General features: G+C 63.4%; 16 protein-coding genes. 10 read left to right on the top strand and 6 right to left on the bottom strand.

Annotated elements, in window-relative coordinates; genetic code table 11:
• Positions 1-66 precede the first annotated feature (66 nt).
• The gene (locus tag C404_RS42030; protein ID WP_021194797.1) at positions 67-645 is read left to right on the top strand and encodes an NnrU family protein; all 579 of its coding nucleotides are present in this window, start codon (positions 67-69) and stop codon (positions 643-645) included.
• 13 nt (positions 646-658) lie between these two features.
• Here the strand turns inward: C404_RS42030 and C404_RS42025 are convergent, their stop codons facing one another.
• Positions 659-1579 carry a pyridoxal-phosphate dependent enzyme gene (locus C404_RS42025; protein WP_021194796.1) on the bottom strand — a complete coding sequence of 307 codons (921 nt, stop codon included), beginning with the start codon at positions 1577-1579 and terminating at the stop codon, positions 659-661.
• Between the two features lie 132 nt (positions 1580-1711).
• On the opposite strand from C404_RS42025, the gene C404_RS42020 reads away from it, so the two are divergent.
• Both C404_RS42020 and C404_RS42015 read left to right on the top strand, forming a co-directional pair.
• Positions 1712-2641, top strand: coding sequence for a LysR family transcriptional regulator (locus tag C404_RS42020; RefSeq protein WP_021194795.1), 930 nt, complete (start codon positions 1712-1714; stop codon positions 2639-2641).
• 155 nt (positions 2642-2796) lie between these two features.
• Entirely contained in the window at positions 2797-3630 is an 834-nt protein-coding gene (locus C404_RS42015; RefSeq protein ID WP_021194794.1) for an aldo/keto reductase, read from the top strand.
• A gap of 25 nt (positions 3631-3655) precedes the next feature.
• On the opposite strand, the gene C404_RS42010 is transcribed toward C404_RS42015, so the two are convergent.
• On the bottom strand, positions 3656-4072 hold the full coding sequence (locus C404_RS42010) for a hypothetical protein (protein WP_021194793.1): 417 nt from the start codon (positions 4070-4072) through the stop codon (positions 3656-3658).
• 134 nt (positions 4073-4206) lie between these two features.
• The gene (locus tag C404_RS42005; RefSeq protein ID WP_021194792.1) at positions 4207-5103 is read right to left on the bottom strand and encodes a LysR family transcriptional regulator ArgP; all 897 of its coding nucleotides are present in this window, start codon (positions 5101-5103) and stop codon (positions 4207-4209) included.
• A 73-nt stretch (positions 5104-5176) separates the two neighbouring features.
• On the opposite strand from C404_RS42005, the gene C404_RS42000 reads away from it, so the two are divergent.
• Positions 5177-5833 carry a LysE/ArgO family amino acid transporter gene (locus tag C404_RS42000; RefSeq protein ID WP_021194791.1) on the top strand — a complete coding sequence of 219 codons (657 nt, stop codon included), beginning with the start codon at positions 5177-5179 and terminating at the stop codon, positions 5831-5833.
• Positions 5834-5879: 46 nt separating this feature from the next.
• Here the strand turns inward: C404_RS42000 and C404_RS41995 are convergent, their stop codons facing one another.
• Entirely contained in the window at positions 5880-6830 is a 951-nt protein-coding gene (locus C404_RS41995) for a LysR family transcriptional regulator (protein WP_049285430.1), read from the bottom strand.
• 163 nt (positions 6831-6993) lie between these two features.
• On the opposite strand from C404_RS41995, the gene C404_RS41990 reads away from it, so the two are divergent.
• Positions 6994-8139, top strand: coding sequence for a serine hydrolase domain-containing protein (locus tag C404_RS41990; RefSeq protein WP_374754744.1), 1146 nt, complete (start codon positions 6994-6996; stop codon positions 8137-8139).
• A 77-nt stretch (positions 8140-8216) separates the two neighbouring features.
• On the top strand, positions 8217-9353 hold the full coding sequence (locus tag C404_RS41985; protein ID WP_232317485.1) for an MFS transporter: 1137 nt from the start codon (positions 8217-8219) through the stop codon (positions 9351-9353).
• Between the two features lie 199 nt (positions 9354-9552).
• On the opposite strand, the gene C404_RS41980 is transcribed toward C404_RS41985, so the two are convergent.
• A complete protein-coding gene (locus tag C404_RS41980) occupies positions 9553-10599 on the bottom strand; it encodes an ankyrin repeat domain-containing protein (protein WP_160170176.1) in 1047 nt (348 codons plus the stop codon).
• A 449-nt stretch (positions 10600-11048) separates the two neighbouring features.
• Between C404_RS41980 and C404_RS41975 the strand changes: the two genes are divergently transcribed.
• Both C404_RS41975 and C404_RS41970 read left to right on the top strand, forming a co-directional pair.
• A complete protein-coding gene (locus tag C404_RS41975; protein WP_031329333.1) occupies positions 11049-11945 on the top strand; it encodes a LysR family transcriptional regulator in 897 nt (298 codons plus the stop codon).
• Positions 11946-12039: 94 nt separating this feature from the next.
• Positions 12040-13098, top strand: a complete 1059-nt coding sequence (locus C404_RS41970) for an AI-2E family transporter (RefSeq protein ID WP_031329332.1) — start codon at positions 12040-12042, stop codon at positions 13096-13098.
• A 31-nt stretch (positions 13099-13129) separates the two neighbouring features.
• Here the strand turns inward: C404_RS41970 and C404_RS41965 are convergent, their stop codons facing one another.
• On the bottom strand, positions 13130-13846 hold the full coding sequence (locus C404_RS41965) for a TetR/AcrR family transcriptional regulator (protein WP_021194784.1): 717 nt from the start codon (positions 13844-13846) through the stop codon (positions 13130-13132).
• A 362-nt stretch (positions 13847-14208) separates the two neighbouring features.
• On the opposite strand from C404_RS41965, the gene C404_RS41960 reads away from it, so the two are divergent.
• Complete coding sequence (locus C404_RS41960) at positions 14209-15375, top strand: efflux RND transporter periplasmic adaptor subunit (protein WP_031329331.1); 1167 nt, start codon at positions 14209-14211, stop codon at positions 15373-15375.
• Positions 15372-18539 (top strand): efflux RND transporter permease subunit, encoded by a 3168-nt coding sequence (locus C404_RS41955; protein ID WP_021194782.1) that lies wholly within the window; start codon positions 15372-15374, stop codon positions 18537-18539. The genes C404_RS41960 and C404_RS41955 overlap by 4 nt, the downstream gene beginning before the upstream one ends.
• Position 18540: the final 1 nt, after the last annotated feature.

Raw genomic sequence — 18540 nt, 5'->3', positions numbered from 1 at the left:
CTGCGCGTGTTGCCGCCACCGCCTTGAGCTCGACAACGAGCGTGGGTCTGGCTAAAGGAGCCCGCCATGTCCGTCCTGATATTGGGTTTGCTGATCTTCCTGGGCGTGCATTCCGTTCGCATTGTTGCGGAGGGATGGCGCAAGGCCCGGATTGCCCAGATGGGCGAGAAGGGCTGGAAAGGTGCGTACTCCGTCGCCTCCATCGTCGGGCTGGCGCTGGTTATCTGGGGATACGGTATCGCGCGGCACGAACCGCTCGTGCTGTGGACTCGGCCGGCGTGGGCGCCCCATCTTGCGGGCTTGCTGACACTGGCGGCGTTCATCCTCTTTGCGGCGGCGTACGTTCCGGGTAATCACTTCAAGGCGTGGGTCCGGCATCCGCAGGCGCTTAGCGTGGTGCTGTGGGCGCTGGCGCATTTGCTGGCAAATGGCACGTTGCATGCGGTCGTGTTGTTTGGCGCTTTCCTGGTCTGGGCGCTGGTCGATTTCGCGGCCGCGCGTCAGCGGGATCGCGTGGAAGGCTTGGTCTATCCCGGCGGGGTGCTTTCACGCGATGTGATTCCCGTTGTGATTGGTGTTGTCGCCTGGGGCGCGTTTGCGTTTTATCTCCACGCACGCTGGATTGGCGTGAACCCGATGGGTTAGCCCGCTGCCGCCTTCAATCGAACCGTGCCGCCAGGTCGTGTAGTTGCTGGGCCGTGACCGTGGCGCCACCACACACCACTACGGCAACGCTGGCGGCCGCCTTGAGTGCAGGGTGCCCGCAATCCAGCGCCGCCAATGCTGCCCCGCAGGCCGGCTCGACCACGACGCGGTGCTCGTCAAGAAACCGGAGCGCCGCCTTCACCGCCTGCGCATCTGACGCCACGACGTTGTAGATCTCGCGGCGGGCTGCCCATTCGAGCGCACCGTCGCACGGCCGCTTGGCACCCAGCGAGGTGGCCACGCTCGAAATGGTGGCGAGTTCGACGGGTTTGCCTTGTGCGATTGAACGCGCGAAGCAGTCGGCTCCCTCCGTTTCCACGGCAACGACAGGTACGTCGGACCACCCGTTGCGTTGCAGCCCTTCCATCACGCCGCACAAGAGCCCACCCCCGCCGACGGCGAGGAGGATTGCGCCGGGCTTGTGTCCGGACGCCGCCATTTCGTCCACCAGTGAGGCGTGTCCCTGCCAGATGACCGGATCGTCGAAGGGGTGCAAGAAGGCGTCCCCCGGGGCGATCAGGGACTGTGCAAACGCATGCGCTTCTGCCCACGCGGCGCCATGCACGATCAGCTCGGCACCTTCCTGGCGGATCAGGTCGCGCGCCCGTTGCGGTGTGCTTTCCGGCACCACGACCGCGACGGGAACACCGAGCTTGCGCCCGCAATAGGCCACCGCAATCCCCGCATTGCCGCCGGAAGATGAGATGAACCGCTGCGCACCCGCCGCGTGTTGTCCCTCACACAGGGCGCCGATGCCCCGCAGCTTGAACGAGCCGGACGGTTGCGCGGCCTCCATCTTCAGCCACACCGGGTTGCCCAGCCGCTGTGAATAGGGTTGGGACTGTACAAAGGGCGTGTGGATGTGAAGCGTCATGTCTGATCGTGATGTGCTGCAACGCATGTTCAAGGAGGCGCCCATCCTAGGCATTCATGGCTATGCGTACAAATGCTTTATAGGCGGATTTGCTATGCTTGATAGGTATGGGTAAGAGCCTGCCGAATCGATATGCGGAACATTGAACTACGCCACCTTCGCTACTTCATTGCGGTCGCGCAGGCGGGCAGCGTGGTGGCGGGCGCGCGGGCCATCGGCATCGTGCAGCCCGCCTTGTCGCGGCAGATCCTTGAGTTGGAAGCCGCCGTCGGCACGCCGCTGCTGACGCGCAAGGCGAGGGGCGTGCAGTTGACCGCCGCCGGTGAAAGTTTTCTGCGTGACGCCCGGCAACTGCTGGCGGATCTGCAAACCGGGCGCGATCGTGCCTTGCGTTGCGCTGCAGGTCAGCTCGGTGAACTGCACCTGGGTGTGCTGCCGAACTATCTCAGCGCAACCGTTGTGACGAACGTGCTGCAGGCATTTCGCGCCGCGTGCCCAGAGGTCAAGGTTTCGGTGGCGCCGATGCTTTCCGCAGCGCAGGCGACCGCCATTGCGCGCAAGCAGATCGACGGCGGCATCATGGCCTGGCGCCGTGATGAGGCACCGCATCTGTCCGGTATTGCGCTGTTGAGCGACCGCTTTGTCCTGGCCATGCCCGCAGCGCAAGCTGCTCACCACAAGGCGCCGAAGCGGCTGGCCGATGTGGTGGATCAGCCGTTCGTGTGGTTCGATCCGGAGCGCTCCTCCGCGCACCATCGCTTCTTGATGCAGCAATGTGAGCGCGCCGGCTTCGCGCCGCGCGTGGCCCAGATCGGCAGCGACATCCCAACCGTGGTGGGTCTTGTGGCGGCGGGCATGGGGTGTGCGTTTGTGCCGGAGAGCCTGTCTGCCCTGTGTCCGCCCACGGTGCAGCTCGTGCCGCTGCGAGAGGTGTCCGATCGCTTCGATGTGGAATTCGCCTTTGACGAAAACGCAGCGACACCTGTTGTCGCGCGGTTTGCGCAAGCGCTGCGAGAGGTCGTGGGTCGTGGAGGGCGAACGCGCCGAGCGCAATTGGCGTGATAGCAGGTGTTTGTCGCGTATTTTCTGACCGGACGGATCGGGCCTTACCCGTGTGCCTGGTGTCTTGTAGATTCATAGGGTGCTAACGAGCCCGAGTGGGCAACGTGGTGCGTAAAGGCCACCACAACCCGCCGGCTCCAACCGGAACATCACGCATGAAACATGTCACCTTGCCCGACGGCGAGCGCGTGCCAGCGCTCGGCATGGGAACGTGGAATATGGGCGAGAGCCGCGCCGCACGCGCTGAGGAAATCGCCACGCTGCGCCTGGGGCTTGACCTCGGCCTGCGCCTGATCGACACCGCAGAAATGTACGGCGAAGGCTTGTCCGAAGAGATGATTGGCGAGGCGATTGCCGGGCGTCGCGACGCGGTGTTTCTCGTCAGCAAGGTCTATCCGCACAACGCCAGCCGGCGGGGTATTGCAGCCGCGTGCGAGCGCAGCCTGCACCGGCTAGGCACCGATCGCATTGACCTGTACCTGCTGCACTGGCGCGGCAGCGTTCCGCTGGAAGAGACGGTGCAAGGTCTGCAGGCCCTGCAGCGCGAGGGCAAGATTCGCCACTACGGTGTGAGCAATCTCGACCTGTCGGATATGGAAGAACTCTGGGACGCGCCCGGTGGCGATCAGGTTGCGGTCAACCAGTTGCTCTACAACCTGGGCCGGCGCGGTATCGAATGGGATTTGCTACCGTGGCTGCGCGAACACCGTGTGCCCGTGATGGCGTATTCCCCCATCGAGCAGGCACAACTGGCACGTCACCCGAAGCTGGTGCGGTTTGCGCAGGAATGCGACATGACGCCGGCACAGGTGGCGCTGGCCTGGCTGCTCGCGCGCAACGACATCATCGCCATTCCCAAGACCAGCCGCCGCGAGCGGTTGCGTGAAAATTTCGGTGCGTTGGAGCGCCAACTGACGCCGGAGCAATTGGCCGAGCTGGACCGTCTCTTTCCGCCACCGAAAGGGCCGCGGCCGCTGGAGATGCTGTAAGCCGCGTCAGCGGCGTGTCGCGGGCTTAGCGTGATTTCGCCTGGTAACGGGCGTAGTCGACATAGCTTGTGAGATAGACACGCGCCTTGTCACGGGTTTCTTGCGTGACGCGGTCAGCCGCCTTGCGGGCACCGGACGAACTCATCTGCGCGCTGAGATGGTCGCGGAAGGCATCGTGCATGGCTTGCAGATCGTCTGCGCATGCGTCCAATGCAGACGACACCACGGCCTTTGTCTGTGCGTTGCCGGGCACGCCGTCATCGGCGCGGCGTTGGGTGCAATCCATGTACTTGATGCGTAGTGCTATCCAACCGCTATCGGCACTGGCCGTGCTGTCCGTTTTGGCCTGATCGGTAAGCTGCTGTTGCGGTGGCGAGGACGAACCACATGCGCCAAGCAGCGCCAGCAGGACAAGGGACGGGGCGTAGAGGGCTTTTTTCATGGCATGAACTGTATGCTGCGAGCGGTTCTCGCACCACCCGTTGTCTTCCCGGCAAGTCGACCATCGCTCACGCCATTAACATTTGGAAACGACTTCGTTGTGAGGCGTGCGCCGCAACGTTTCTCTGCGGCACCTCAAGGTGGCAGCAGGGCGGCGTGCGCCGCCGTCAAAACTTCGCGGCTCAATCCGTCTAGCAATGCGGATGCCGCCCGCGCGTACTGCCAGTGCAGCGGCACATCCAGCGGCGTGTCGGGCACCAGTTCAACCAGTGTGCCCGCCTTGAGGTGCGACGCGATCAGCGCCTGCGGATGCAGACCCCATCCCATGCCAGCAACTGCCGCTGCGACAAAGGCCTGAGATGACGGCAGCATGTGGCGAGGCAATTCCACATGCCGATGGCATAGGCGCCGCGCCCAGCGCGCTTGCAGCTCATCTTTGGTGTTGAACAGCAGGCTGGGCGCGCGGGCCAAGCTGCCGGCGCCGACCCCGTCAGCGAAATGGCGTTGCACGAACGCCGGACTGGCGGCCGCAAGGTAGCGCATGGAGCCCAACGGCCGGCTATTGCAACCGGCTGCCGGGCGAGCCGTGGCGGTGACAGCGGCCAGCACGGCGCCACTGCGCAGCCATTCGGTGGTGTGGTCCTGGTCGTCCACCGCCACCTCCATCAGCACCGGGTGTTCAGCACCGAAGGCCGCAATGGGCGGGGCGAGCCACGTGGCCAAGCTGTCGGCATTCACGGCGATGGGCAGCGGCACCCGCGCAATGCCCTCCGGCGCCAGCACGGGCAGCGCGCCTTGCAACTCCTGTTCGAGCAGCCGAACACGGTCGACATGTTGGCAAAGCTGTCGCCCCGTCTCAGTCGCCCGGCAGGGTTGGTCGCGCACCACCAGCGCGCAGCCTACGCGCTCTTCCAGCAATCGAATGCGCTGTGAAATTGCCGATGGCGTGACATGGAGTGCGCGCGCAGCGCGTTCAAAGCTGCCTTCCCGAACGACGGCGGCCAATGCAGAGAGGGCGGCGTAATCCAGCATGAGTTAAGTAAAACTGAATTGAATGAAGTAAGGATAGTTTGTCTTCATTGCTTGGCGCAGGCAAGCTACACGCATGGACACCTTGCTGACTCCCAATTCGCTGGCGCTATCTATCTCCCTCCAGGGCTTGGTCTTGAGCCTGGGGCTGATCGTCGCCATTGGCGCACAGAACGCGTTTGTATTGCGCCAGGGGCTGCGTCGTGAGCATGTGGGCAGCGTGGTGCTGTTTTGCGCGGTGGCAGACGCGTTGCTATTGACGGCCGGTGTCATGGGCATGGCTCAGGCGCTGGGCGAGCGCCCTGGGCTTGCCAACGCAATGGCATTGGCCGGCGCCGCCTTTCTGGCGGTGTATGGGTGGCGGGCGCTGCAACGTGCGCGACACGCTAGTCAATTGCGGGCCTCAGAAGGCGGTGATGGTTTGAGCCGAGGCGCTGCGCTGGCGCAGGCGGCAGCCTTTACGCTGCTCAACCCCCACGTCTACCTCGATACGGTGCTGCTGGTCGGCAGCATTGGCGCACAACAGCCGGCGGCATTGCGCGGCTGGTTCGTCGCGGGCGCAAGTTCAGCCAGTGCGTTCTGGTTTGTGTTGCTGGGGTTCGGTGCGCGCTGGCTGGCGCCGTGGTTTGCGAAGCCGCGCGCGTGGCAGGTGCTGGATGGCCTGATCGGCACGACCATGCTTGTGCTGGCTGCGCTGTTGCTGCGTCATGCCTTCATGGGGCTCTTTGGCTGACGAAGCATTGCGTCACTGGGGGCAGGCGCACCCAGCGGAATGCCTACTAGCCCGATTGCTGGTGAGTACCGCGCACGGTGGTCGCGCGACGGGGCGGCTTTGCCACAGTGTCAGCGGGAAACACGCGCGCGCATAAAAAGTCGACCAATGCCCGGACCTTGGGGGACGGGTGCTTGCTGGCCGGCCACAGTACGTTGAAGGTCCCTTCCCAGTCCAGGTGATCGGCCAGCACGGGGCATAGCTGGCCATCGGCCAACGCTTTCCGGATCGAGAAGTCCGGCAGGAAGGCAATGCCCAGGCCTTGCAGCGCAAAACACAGGCGTGCCTCGATGTTGTTGCAGATCATCGATGTCGGGATCATCGATTCAGGTTCGCTTGGCGCGCGGCGCAATGGCCACGGCTCCAGCTTGCCGCTGTTCGGGAAGCGATAGTGCAGGCAACTGTGGTTGGCCAGATCAGCCGGCACCTTCGGCGTGCCGCGCTCTGCCAGATAGGCAGGGGAGGCAACCAGCATGGCCCGATACGTGCCGAGCCTGCGGGCTGAAAGCCGCGAGTCGGCAGGCGCACCCGTTCGGACCACCGCATCGAAGCCTTCTTCGATGACATCGACCAGCCGATCCGTGAAGTCGAGGTCCAGTTCGATATCGGGGTACATGCGCATGAAGTCGCTGAGTACCGGCAGCACCAAGGAGCTGACCAGCGGCAGGCTGACGCGCAAGCGGCCGCGAGGCGCATCGGTAGCCTGGCGCAACTCCAACTCTGCCGCCTCGATCTCGGCCAGGATGCGGCGGCTGCGTTCCAGGAATAACGTGCCCTCGGCGGTCAAGGTCACGCTGCGTGTGCTGCGATGAAAGAGGCGTACGCCAAGCCGGTCTTCCAGTCTTGCCATGCTCTTGCCAACGGCGGATGCCGACACACCCAGCAGACGGCCGGCTGCGACAAAGCTGCGTGTCTCAGCCACCTGCACAAACACGACAAAGTTGTTGAGGCTGTCCAAGCTACGTCCTTGATTGCGGACATCCATGTCCTGATAGAAGTGAAATCTACCCCACTTTTTCTTGAATCGCGGGCTTTCTATCGTGGCGGAAGTTTGATCAAGAAAGGAGTTCACCTTGTCTGCTTCCACACTTCTGCAACGCGCAGTAACCGTATCCGCGCCCCTGGACGAACGTGTCCAACGCGCTCTTCAACAGGCTATTGATGCGCAACGACCGGTCGGCGCCGTCGTGCTGGTCGCGCGTGACGGCCAACTGATTCATCAGCAGGCCGCTGGTTTGGCCGACCGCGAAAGTGGCCGCCCGATGACGCTTGACACGATCTTCAGGCTGTCTTCGGTCAGTAAACCGATTGTTGCCGCCGCTGCGCTGGTGCTGGTTGCACGGGGGAAGCTGGACCTCGACGAGGGCGTTGATCGCTATCTGCCTGCATTCCAGCCACGTCTGGCTGATGGACGGCTGGCGCGCATCACCTCGCGGCAACTGCTCAGTCACACAGCGGGGCTGGGCTATCGCTTTCTGGAGACGGACCCGGATGGTCCCTACGCTCGGGCTGCCGTGTCCGACGGCATGGACGCATCCGGCATCAGCCAGGAAGAAAACCTGCGGCGCATCGCCAGCGCGCCGCTGCTCTTTGAGCCCGGAACGGCATGGCATTACTCGCTCTCGATCGACGTGATGGGGGCGCTAATCGAACGGATTGTCGGCGCACCACTGGACGTGGCGATCCACGAGCTGGTGACCGAACCACTAGGCATGACGGATACCAGCTTTTTCGCGCGCGACGCGCAGCGTGTGGCGACCGCCTATGTGAGCGACGAACCTCAGCCACACCGGTTGCAAGAAGGCGAGACCGTGCCGGTGTTTGAAGGCACGGTCGGCATACGCTACAGCCCGGCCCGCATCTTCGATGCGTGTGCGTTCCCCTCGGGCGGTGCTGGCATGGCGGGCACTGCGGCCGACTTCCTGCGCTTTCTCGAGGCCCTGCGCGAGCGCGGTGGTGTGCTGCTGCCCGACGCGTTGGTCAACGAGATGGGCCGAGACCAGACTGGAGGGCTTGAACTGCGCGATGCGCCGGGATTCGGCTTTGGCCTCGGTTTTTCTGTGCTGCGTGACAGGCGGCTAGCCAACTCTCCGGAAACTGACGGGACCTGGCGATGGGGTGGGGCATATGGTCATGCGTGGTTTGTCGATCCGGCGCAGCGTCTCAGCGTCGTTGCCTTCACCAACACCTTGTATGAGGGCATGTCGGGGCGCTTCGTGACCGATGTGCGCGATGCCGTGTATGGCGCCTTGCAGGAGGCGCGTTGATGCGGACCGTACAAGAGCTGGAACTCCAGCCCGAACGCCAAGGCGGTGCATCTGCCCGTGCTGCGGGCCGTTTGCCCATGGCCCCACTGCTGGCGCTCGCCATGGCGGGGTTCATCACCGTTTTGACCGAAGCGTTGCCGGCCGGTTTGCTGCCGCCCATGGCCAGGGGGCTGGCGGTTTCCGAGGCGCTGGTCGGCCAGCTTGTCACGGCCTACGCGGTCGGGTCTCTGGTGGCGGCCATCCCGTTGATCACGCTGACACAACATCTGCGGCGTAGGCCATTGCTCTTGGCCGCCATTGCAGGGTTTGCGCTCGCCAATGCGGTGACGGCAGTCTCCACGAGTTACGCCTTAACGCTGCTGGCCCGGTTTTTGGCTGGCATGTCGGCGGGTCTGCTGTGGGCGCTGCTCGCTGGATATGCTGCGCGCATGGTCGCTGTGCATCAACAAGGGCGGGCGATTGCCGTCGCCATGTTTGGCACGCCGCTGGCGCTATCGCTGGGGGTGCCGGCAGGGACGCTTCTTGGGAGCGTGATCGGGTGGCGTGCCGGCTTCGGCATCATGAGTTTGCTGGCCGTGATTCTGATCGTATGGGTACGCTTGCGGGTGCCCGATTTCGCCGGCGTTGCCGCCAGGCAGCGCTTGTCATTGCGCGGCACATTGTTTGTGCCAGGGGTGCGCTCCGTTCTGTTTGCCGTGCTGACCTTCGTGCTCGCCCACAATATTCTCTACACCTATATCGCGCCCTTTCTTGCGACCGTAAAGATGGGTGATCAGGTCGATCTGGTGTTGCTGGCGTTCGGCATCGCTGCGCTTGCGGGCATCGGCGGCGTTGGCGTGCTGATCGATCGACACCTGCGCCACCTGACACTCGCCAGCATGCTGCTGTTTGGTGCGGCCACCGCAGTCTTGGGTTGGGCGAGCCGCGAGTCGGCCTGCGTTTATTTGGCCGTGGCAGCCTGGGGGTTGGCATACGGCGGGGTTCCAACGCTGTTCCAGACGGCGCTTGCCAAGACGGCGAGGGATGCCGCGGATGTCGCCCAATCCATGCTGGTTACCACTTGGAACGCGGCGATTGCCGGCGGCGGCATGCTCGGCGGCGTACTGCTCGAGCAGTTTGGGGTTGGCGCGTTTGCTCCGGTGCTGCTGGCGTTGCTCGTTGCTGCGTGGGCGGTTGTGTGGTCGGCAAGCCGCGATGGTTTTCCGAACACGTAACCACGTGAATTTATGCTGCCGGCCGGTAGCGCAGGTGGATCAGCGGGTAAGGGCGCCCCTGGCCATCTTTTGCTGGCGCGGATTGTATCCAACAGAGATCCGTCTTGAGGCGCGCAGTGTGCGGACGTCGCCAAAGAAAAAGAAGCGGCAGGCTTGTTGCCTGCCGCCAGGGCTTGCACGCGCGTTTGTTGCCTTCGCCTCAGCGCTTGACGCTGCGGAAGATGGCCAGCGTATCGTCGTCATGGAAGCTCGGATTCGCCAGCACGTCCTTGCGCACAGTCACACTCTTGAGATCCGGAGACGCCGCAGCCACCGCATCGGAGTAGTACCGAGCATCCGGGTTGGCGCCGGCCTTGATCAGCGCACGCACGCAGTCGGCGTTGCCGGCCAGCGTGGCGGATGCCAGCGGTACCGGTGCATCGCCCGACGTCTTCATCCACGCGGCCGAGTTGAGGTCAGTGCCGGGCTTGAGCAGCAGCTTGATACGCTCGCCGGCTTGCGGGTCGGGCTTGCGGTGCAGGTCGACGTGGCGATCGCACACGTAGTTCAGTGCAGTGGCGCCAGATTTGGAGCGCGCGCCCACGTCGATACCAGCCCCGATCAGCAGCTTTGTCGCATCCAGGTTGCCTGCGGCCATGCCCATGAGTGCGGTCTCACCATTCTGGTTGCGCAGGTTCGGGTTGGCGCCGGCGCTCAGCAACAGACGCATGATTTCCAGGCTCGGGGCGTTGAGACGCAGGCCCGATGCCTGCAGCAGCGGCGTGTTGTTGCCGTCGTTGTTCAGCGCGTTGGCGTTGGCCCCGGCCGCAATCAGCGCTTTGACGATGCGCAGGTTTTGCGGCGAAGCCTTGCCGTTGGTGTCGATGCCCGAGATGGCGTAGACCAACGGCTGATTGCCCAGATCACGATAGACAGGGATCTCCAGATCGTTCTTCTGCGTGAGCAGGAGGTCGACCAGGTCGGCATCGTTGTTCGAGATGGCTACCGCCAGGGCGGACATGCCTTGTGGGCCGTCGTACTCGGCCGGCTGCGCGCGGTGCGCACGCGCGCCCTTGGCCAGCAGGTCGCGGATGGCCGCCAGTTTCTTCTCGTTGGGCTTTTGCTCGTACTGCTCGACCGTGGCGGCCAGTTTGTCGTCCAGCGAGGCGGGCTTGGCCTGCGTGGTCAGCGGTGCGAGCAGGGCGCAACCAGCCAGCAGGCATGCTGCGGTTTTCGCTGCTGTCGTTTTGGGGTGGAGTCGCTTCAAGATGGATGAGCTTGGTTGATTGGCTGTGTGCGCCTCCAGATCATTTGCGGCGCGGTCGCGATTATCGCACTGCTGTTCCAATTGGTACATTAACAATGGGAAACAATGATGCCGTGGTTGGCAACCATCAATCACGTTGCTGTCCCGATTGGTACGTGCCGACGAAGATGCTGGGCGGAGGCTGTAATCGATGGCCAGTCTCAAGCGGGTTGTTGGGCTGCTCAGTAACCACACATTCCCTCGACATTCCTCCGCGAAGAATTCCTTGTGTCTGTTCATTGATGTCATAATTGACAATTACATCAGTTATGATTAAATTGTGAATGCTCGCGGCGGGGATAGGGCTAGCAACGGGCTGCCGTTGTGCAGCGAAGTGCGTCCGATAGCGCGCGTGGTTTAGTTGCCGCGTCAACCTGCGACCGTACGTGCGAGCCTTGTTCGAGGTGTTTATGGATCATTTCGAGAGCTTGCGGCTCTTTCGTACGATCGTCGAAGTCAGGAACTTCAGGCGGGCAGGGCAGATGCTTGGGGTATCGCCGGCTGTCGTTTCAAGGGCAATCACTTCCCTGGAAGAGCGGCTTGGGGCGCGTCTCTTTCACCGATCCACCAAGCAGTTCTCGTTGACGGACGCGGCACACCGCTTCTATGACGGATGCTGCCGTGTGCTCGACGATCTGGATTGCCTGGAATCCGACGCGCGCAGCCAGGGGCATCTGCCGGTTGGCGTCTTGCGGCTCGTTGCGCATACGACCGCAACGTCAGGGTGGCTTGCGCCGCTGGTGGCATCGTTCAAGCGCCAGAACCCGAACGTCATGGTTGAGGTGACCTTGTTGGAAGGCGTTGTCGATCTCGCAACCGAGGGCTACGACATCGGCTTGGTATTGCCGTTCATGTTGGCCACCGACTTGGCTGTGACACGGCTGCTGCATCGCTTGCCGTTGGCCATCGTGGCGACACCGCACTACTTGGAGGCGCGTGGGCGCCCGTGTCACCCGGCCGATCTGGCCGACCATGTCTTCGTCACCGTACCGCCGCACCAGCACAAGCCTATTGTGACGTTCCGCACCGATGGGGCGCCGCTGGTCGTTCCGCTGCGCTACGAAATTGCCTCGAACAACGCCGCATTCAACCGTGAAGTCGTTCTGGCTGGACTTGGCATGGGGCTGCTGCCTTTGGCGCTGGTAGAAGACGATCTGCGCGAAGGGCGCCTCGTCCGGTTGGTGGGTGAACATGACATCCTGGATACCGCAGCGGAGGTTCGCCTCGCCTACATGAGCCGAACGCTGGTGCCGGCCAAAGTCCGGGCCTTCATGGACCACGCCGTCGCGTACTTTGAGGAGCGGTGAGATGCGGGGACCATCTTCTCGGGCTAGCACCGCCGCCTATTGCGAACAGTGCAACGTCCACCACCAAGGGAGCGCGCATGGTGGGAAAACGCTGATGTCCACCCTGATACGGCGCCAGGCCTGGCTATGGGGGCTTGTTGCGCTGGCAATGGGTGGGCTCATGTGGGCACTGCGGCCGGTGCTGACGCCGTTCCTGTTGGGCGCGCTCATTGCCTACATGCTGCAGCCGGGGGTGGAGTGGCTGGCGCGGCACCGCGTGCCTCGGTGGCTCGCTGCGCTGGCAATGATCCTGTGCTTTGCGGCGATGGCGGCGTTGCTCGTAACGCTCATGTTCGCCGTCGTCCAGACCGAAGGTCCGCAACTTCAGGCAAAAATTCCCGTGCTGCTTGCCAATCTGAATGCATGGCTGCAGCCAAAGCTGGCTGTTCTGGGGCTTGGCGTCGACCTGGATTTGCCGCATCTGCGCGATCTGCTGTCCGCGCCGCACACTGGGGGCGATGGCAACGCTGTCCTCGCCGTCTGGCAATACCTGCGCACCAGTGGCAACGCGATGTTGACCGTGGTGGGCAACGTCGTGCTGGTGCCGCTGGTGCTGTTCTATCTGCTCTACGACCGGCACCAGATGTTTCGGCGCATGGAAAGCCTGATCCCCCGTCGGTGGCTTGGCCAGACGCGGGCGTTCGTCATCGACATTGACCGGATGCTGTCGCAATACCTGCGCGGGCAGCTTCTGGTGATGGTCGTGTTGGCCGCGTTTTACCCCATCGCCTTGACGCTGGCCGGCTTCGAGATTGCCTTGCCGCTGGGGTTGTTCACGGGTCTGGCGGTGTTCATCCCTTATGTGGGATTTGCCGCGGGCCTGGCGCTCGCCATGTTGGCCGCCGTGCTGCAGTTTGGCGATCTGTACGGCATCGGCGCTGTTGCTGTGGTGTATGGCCTGGGTCAGATTCTTGAGAACGTGTTCCTCACGCCGCGCTTGATTGGCGAGCGTATTGGCCTGCACCCGTTGGCCGTGATCTTTGCGCTGCTCGCCTTTGGCCACCTGTTCGGATTCTTTGGGGTGCTGCTGGCGTTGCCTGCCAGCGCCATTCTTGCGGCGGCGCTACGGGCGTTGCGTCACCGCTATCTCGCGAGCGCGCTCTATCAAGCCTGATTGACACACCCTCGCCGAGTGCTGCGAGGGCTCACGCAGGGGTTGCGGCGTCGCCGTCCTTGAACATCGGCAACGGCAGTTGCGCGATTCTTTCCGCTTCAACGCGCTTGATGCCCAGCGCCTGGAGTACGAAGACGGCCGCACGTTCGGCCAGGTGCTCCACCCGAACGGCCGCTGCTTGGTGGCCGCGCCCCGGACGGGCGGCAGTCGTCGCAAAGTGCAACTCGGCCGCAACACCGGCAAGCACGGTGCCAATCACGGAAAGAACGCTTGGCAACGGATCTGCCACGACGAACCGCTTGGCAGCGAGCCCACGGTGGCTGTCGCGTAGCAGGCGCAAGCCAAGGCTATGTGTCAGGGCGCGGGTAGAGACGCCTTCGCGCATCAGCAACCGGCCCCAAACCGGCTCACGCTGCGCCCGCAGCAAGGTGTGACGGACTGAGATGGCAATGATCTCGGCCGGATCCGTCAAGCCATGCGCTGCCCCATCCAGCCGGTCAGCGAAGTCTTCAAACGCCCAGTCGATCAGCGCGGCGAAGAGCCCTTCCTTCGATTCGAAGTGGTTGTAGAACGAGCCGAAGCCCACATCGGCGGCTTCGGTGATCTCGCTGATGGCAACGCGCTCGATGCTTTTTTCAGACAGCAACAACAACGCCGCGTGAAGCAGGCGCGTCCGTGTTTCTTCTTTGCGACGCGTGCCGCGCCGCTGGTGGCGGCCTTCGGCCAAGCGATTCGTGAGGTTCCGCATAGGGGTCTCGATTGGTGTCTTCAATGGCGATGATAGTGGCTCGCGTCATAGTTGACAATATTATCAGTTATGAGTTTAATGTCGCTCGTAGGGTCGATCAGGGTGAATTGCCCTGAGTTAGGACGCGGTGATGGGGCAAGCACCCGGCGACAAAGGCCAGAGAGCCGTCCGCCATGGCTTGCCAGCTGCATGCAGCCCATTTGCCGAGAAGTGGTTCCTGAACGCCGTGGAGACCGGCGACTCGCGTACCCGACATCCGAGTTCCGTTATGCGTTACCCGAGGGCTGATCGCGCAGAAGAGGCGCGGCTCCGGAATGCGCGTGACCCCTTGTTCGTTAGGCCATCACTTGCTTGGAAACATCGTGAAATATCCCGGTCGTCAAGCGCGAACGACAGCGCGCCCCCAACTGTCCGTCGTCGGGCGTTCCAAACGCGCGCCTGTTGTCATTGCCGCCTGCTGCGCTGTGTTGCTGGCGGGCTGCCACCACAGTGAAACCCTGGTCGCGGCACCCAAGCCGGTTGTTGCGCTGACGCTGCATCCGGACGGCAACGCCGTTACGAACACATTGCCCGGGCAGGTGCAGGCTCGGTATTCCACGCCGCTGTCGTTCCGTGTTGGCGGCAAGGTGGTCGAGCGCCGCGTGCGTCTGGGCGATACCGTCAAGGAAGGGCAGGTGCTGGCGATGCTGGATCAGGCGGATCTGCGCAACGATCTGGCCAATGCACGCGCGCAACTGGAAGCCGCAGAACATCGGCTGGTCTACGCCAAGCAACAGCTTGACCGTGACCGTGCACAGTCGCAGGCGAACCTGATTGCCCCGGCGCAGATGGAGCAGACGCAGGACGCCTATGCCACTGCGCTTGCGCAACGCGATTCCGCGCGGGCACAAGCCACACTCGTGGGCGATCGCCTGCGCTACGCCACGCTGGTGGCAGACCACGACGGCGTCATCACGTCGGAGGATGCCGACACCGGCCAGAACGTCCAGGCTGGCCAATCGATCTATCACCTCGATTGGACGGGCGACGTCGACATCGTTTGCGATGCGCCGGAGCGTGTGCTGTCCTCCCTCACCGTTGGCAGCACGGCGCGCGTGAGCCTGCCGGCTGCGCCCTCGCAAAGCTTTGAGGCGCGCGTGCGCGAGGTGTCGCCCGCGGCCGACCCGCAAAGCCGTACGTGGCGCGTCAAGCTGTCGCTCGTGGCGCCAAACGCTGCGGTGCGCATGGGCATGACTGCCACGATCGCCTTCGATGCCAAGGGTGATGCGGTGGCTGCGCATCCGTTCAAGCTGCCGGTCACCGCGCTGTTCCACCGCGGCGAAGAGCCTGCGGTCTGGGTGGTGCGTGCGAACACGGATACGTTGGAGCTGCGCCCCGTCACCATCGCCCGTTATGACGAACGCAGCGTGCTGGTCGCTTCCGGCTTGCGCGACGGTGATCGCGTGGTGATGCAGGGCGTGCATGCCGTCAATGCGGGGCAACACGTGCAAGTGGTTGCGCCCCTGCACCCTGAGGACTTTGCATCATGAGTGCGGATGATCGCGAAATCGTGCAGGGCACCGAGCAGGTTGCGACGCCGGCATCCCCGGCGGACGAGGGCGGCTTCAACCTGTCGGCGTGGGCCCTGCGCCACCAGCAGCTGGTGATCTTCCTGATCGGGCTGGCGACGCTGTTTGGCGTCATTGGCTACACGCATCTTGCGCAGTCCGAGGATCCGCCGTTCACGTTCCGGACGATGGTGATCCAGACGTACTGGCCGGGCGCCACCGCGCGCGAAGTGCAGGAACAAATCACCGACCGCATCGGGCGTCAGCTCCAGGCCGCACCGTATGTCGACAACATCAAGAGCTACTCGCGCCCTGGCGAGTCGATGATCTTCTTCGCCATGAAGGACTCCGCCCCCGTCAAGGACGTGCCGGAGACCTGGTATCAGGTGCGAAAGAAGGTGGGCGATATTCGCGCGAACTTGCCCAAGGGCACGGTCGGGCCGTTCTTCAATGACGAGTTCGGTGATGTCTACACGAATATCTACGCCCTGGAAGGCGACGGCTTCTCGCCCGCGCAACTGCACGACTACGCGGACAAGCTGCGTACCGTGCTGCTGCGTGTGCCCGGCGTCGCCAAGGTGGACTACTTTGGTGATCCGGCTGAACACGTCTTCATCGAAATCTCCAACGCGCAACTGACACGGCTTGCCATCACGCCACAGCAGATCGCGCAGGCCATCGACGCACAGAACACCGTGGCGCCGGTCGGTACGATCACGACCGCTGATGACCGCGTGTTCGTGCGGCCCACCGGCGCGTTCAAGGATGTGCAGGCGCTGTCCGACATGCTGATCACCGTGAACAAGCGCACGTTCCGGCTGGGTGACATCGCCAAGATCACGCGCGGTTATGACGACCCGCCCGTCACGCAGATGCGCACCAACGGCCATGCCGTGCTGGGTATCGGCGTCACGATGCAAAAGGGCGGCGATGTGATCGACCTCGGCAAGGCGCTCGACGCCACGGCAGGCGAACTGCAGGCGACGCTGCCGGCAGGGCTGAAGCTGTCTCCGGTTTCCAGCATGCCGCATGCCGTCAAACACTCTGTGGACGAGTTTGTACGCTCGGTCGGTGAAGCTGTGGCGATTGTGCTGGTGGTGAGCCTGGTATCGCTGGGTTTGCGTACCGGCATGGTTGTGGTGATCTCCATCCCGATCGTGCTGGCCATCACGGCGCTGTGCATGCACATGTTCGGCATCGGGCTGGACAAGGTTTCGCTGGGCACGCTGGTGCTTGCGCTCGGGTTGCTGGTGGACGACGCCATCATCGCCGTCGAGATGATGGCCGTGAAGCTGGAGCAGGGTTGGAGCCGCATGCGCGCCGCTGCCTTTGCTTACTCCAGCACGGCATTCCCGATGCTGACCGGCACGCTGGTGACGGTATCCGGCTTCCTGCCGATCGCGCTGGCCAAGTCGAGCACGGGCGAGTACACGCGCTCGATCTTTGAGGTGTCCGCCATCTCGCTGATCGTGTCGTGGTTTGCCGCCGTGGTGCTGGTGCCGCTGCTGGGCTATCACATGCTGCCCGAGCACAAGAGCGGCGCCTCGGAACATGGTCATGAGCACGATATCTACAACACCGGCTTCTATCAGCGTCTGTCGGGCTGGATCTCGTTCTGCATCGAGCGTCGCTGGGTGATTCTGGGGGTGACGGCCGTGCTGTTTGCACTGGGCATGGCAGCGTTCACCCGTGTGCCGCAGCAGTTCTTCCCGAATTCCGAGCGGCCCGAATTGCTGGTGGATATTCGCTTGCCGGAAGGCGCTTCGTTTGATGCCACGCTGCGCGAGGCAAAGCGTCTTGAAAAAGCCCTGGATGGCCGCAAAGAGATCGAGCACTTTGTCGACTACGTCGGCACCGGTGCGCCGCGCTTCTACCTGCCGCTGGACCAGCAGCTTCAACAGCCGAACTTCGCGCAGTTCGTGATCACGGCCAAGAACGTGGAAGAACGCGATGCGCTCTCGCGCTGGCTCAACGCCACGCTGGAGAAGGATTTCTCCGGTGTCCGCACCCGTGTCGCCCAGCTTGAGAACGGCCCGCCCGTCGGCTTTCCGATCAAGTTCCGTGTGAGCGGCGACGACATTGCCACCGTACGCAATATCGCTGACAAGGTGGCCGAGAAGGTACGTGCCGATGCCCGTACACAGAACGTGCAGTTCGATTGGGATGAGCCGGCAGAACGTTCGATGTCGTTCGAGATCGACCAGATCAAGGCGCGCCAGCTTGGTGTGACGTCGGAGGATGTTTCCAACTTCCTGGCCATGACGCTGTCTGGCTACACGGTCACGCAGTATCGCGAGCGCGACAAGCTGATCAATGTCGATTTGCGGGCACCGAAGACGGAGCGTGTCGACCCCGCCAAGCTCGCTGGTCTGGCGATGCCGACGCCCAACGGCCCGGTTCCGCTCGGCGCGCTTGGGCATGTGCAGAACAAGCTTGAGTACGGCGTGATCTGGGAACGCGATCGCCAGCCGACCATCACGGTGCAGGCCGACGTGCGCGGCAACGCGCAAGGTATTGGCGTGACGCGTGACATCGATCAGGCGCTGGCCGCTGAACGTGCCAAGCTGCCTGTGGGCTATCGCATCCAGATCGGCGGCGCGGTGGAAGAGAGTGTGAAGGGCCAGACGTCGATCAATGCCGAGATGCCGCTGATGATCATTGCCGTGCTGACGCTGTTGATGATCCAGCTCAAGAGCTTCTCGCGCACGTTCATTGTCGTGTTGACCGCACCGCTGGGTCTGATTGGCGTGGTGACGGCGCTGCTGCTGTTCGGCCAGCCATTCGGGTTCGTGGCGTTGCTTGGCGTGATTGCCATGTTCGGGATCATCATGCGCAACTCCGTGATTCTGGTGGACCAGATCGACCAGGATATTGCGGCGGGCCAGAAACGCTTCGACGCCATCATCGGCGCAACCGTGCGGCGCTTCCGGCCCATCATGCTCACGGCCGCTGCGGCAGTGCTGGCGCTGATTCCGCTGCTGCGCTCGGGCTTCTTCGGGCCGATGGCCACTGCGCTGATGGGCGGTATCACCATCGCCACGGTCCTGACCATCTTCTTCCTGCCGGCGCTGTATGCCGCGTGCTTCAAGGTCCGCCCGGACGAACGGGAACTGCCTGCGGCCGGCACCGCAGCCCTGGAGAATTGAT

Source organism: Ralstonia sp. AU12-08, from assembly GCF_000442475.1.
GTDB lineage: Bacteria > Pseudomonadota > Gammaproteobacteria > Burkholderiales > Burkholderiaceae > Ralstonia > Ralstonia insidiosa.
Note: the sequence above shows the minus strand (reverse complement) of the source record. Positions and strands in the feature narration are given on the sequence as shown.

Bases quoted from the DNA above. Each gene is read 5' to 3' on its own strand.
- C404_RS42025 (WP_021194796.1), bottom strand. From the start codon at position 1,579: ATGACGCTTCACATCCACACGCCCTTTGTACAGTCCCAACCCTATTCA.
- C404_RS42030 (WP_021194797.1), top strand. From the start codon at position 67: ATGTCCGTCCTGATATTGGGTTTGCTGATCTTCCTGGGCGTGCATTCC.
- C404_RS42000 (WP_021194791.1), top strand. From the start codon at position 5,177: ATGGACACCTTGCTGACTCCCAATTCGCTGGCGCTATCTATCTCCCTC.
- C404_RS41970 (WP_031329332.1), top strand. From the start codon at position 12,040: ATGTCCACCCTGATACGGCGCCAGGCCTGGCTATGGGGGCTTGTTGCG.
- C404_RS41975 (WP_031329333.1), top strand. From the start codon at position 11,049: ATGGATCATTTCGAGAGCTTGCGGCTCTTTCGTACGATCGTCGAAGTC.
- C404_RS41965 (WP_021194784.1), bottom strand. From the start codon at position 13,846: ATGCGGAACCTCACGAATCGCTTGGCCGAAGGCCGCCACCAGCGGCGC.
- C404_RS42020 (WP_021194795.1), top strand. From the start codon at position 1,712: ATGCGGAACATTGAACTACGCCACCTTCGCTACTTCATTGCGGTCGCG.
- C404_RS42005 (WP_021194792.1), bottom strand. From the start codon at position 5,103: ATGCTGGATTACGCCGCCCTCTCTGCATTGGCCGCCGTCGTTCGGGAA.
- C404_RS41985 (WP_232317485.1), top strand. From the start codon at position 8,217: ATGGCCCCACTGCTGGCGCTCGCCATGGCGGGGTTCATCACCGTTTTG.
- C404_RS42015 (WP_021194794.1), top strand. From the start codon at position 2,797: ATGAAACATGTCACCTTGCCCGACGGCGAGCGCGTGCCAGCGCTCGGC.
- C404_RS42010 (WP_021194793.1), bottom strand. From the start codon at position 4,072: ATGAAAAAAGCCCTCTACGCCCCGTCCCTTGTCCTGCTGGCGCTGCTT.
- C404_RS41955 (WP_021194782.1), top strand. From the start codon at position 15,372: ATGAGTGCGGATGATCGCGAAATCGTGCAGGGCACCGAGCAGGTTGCG.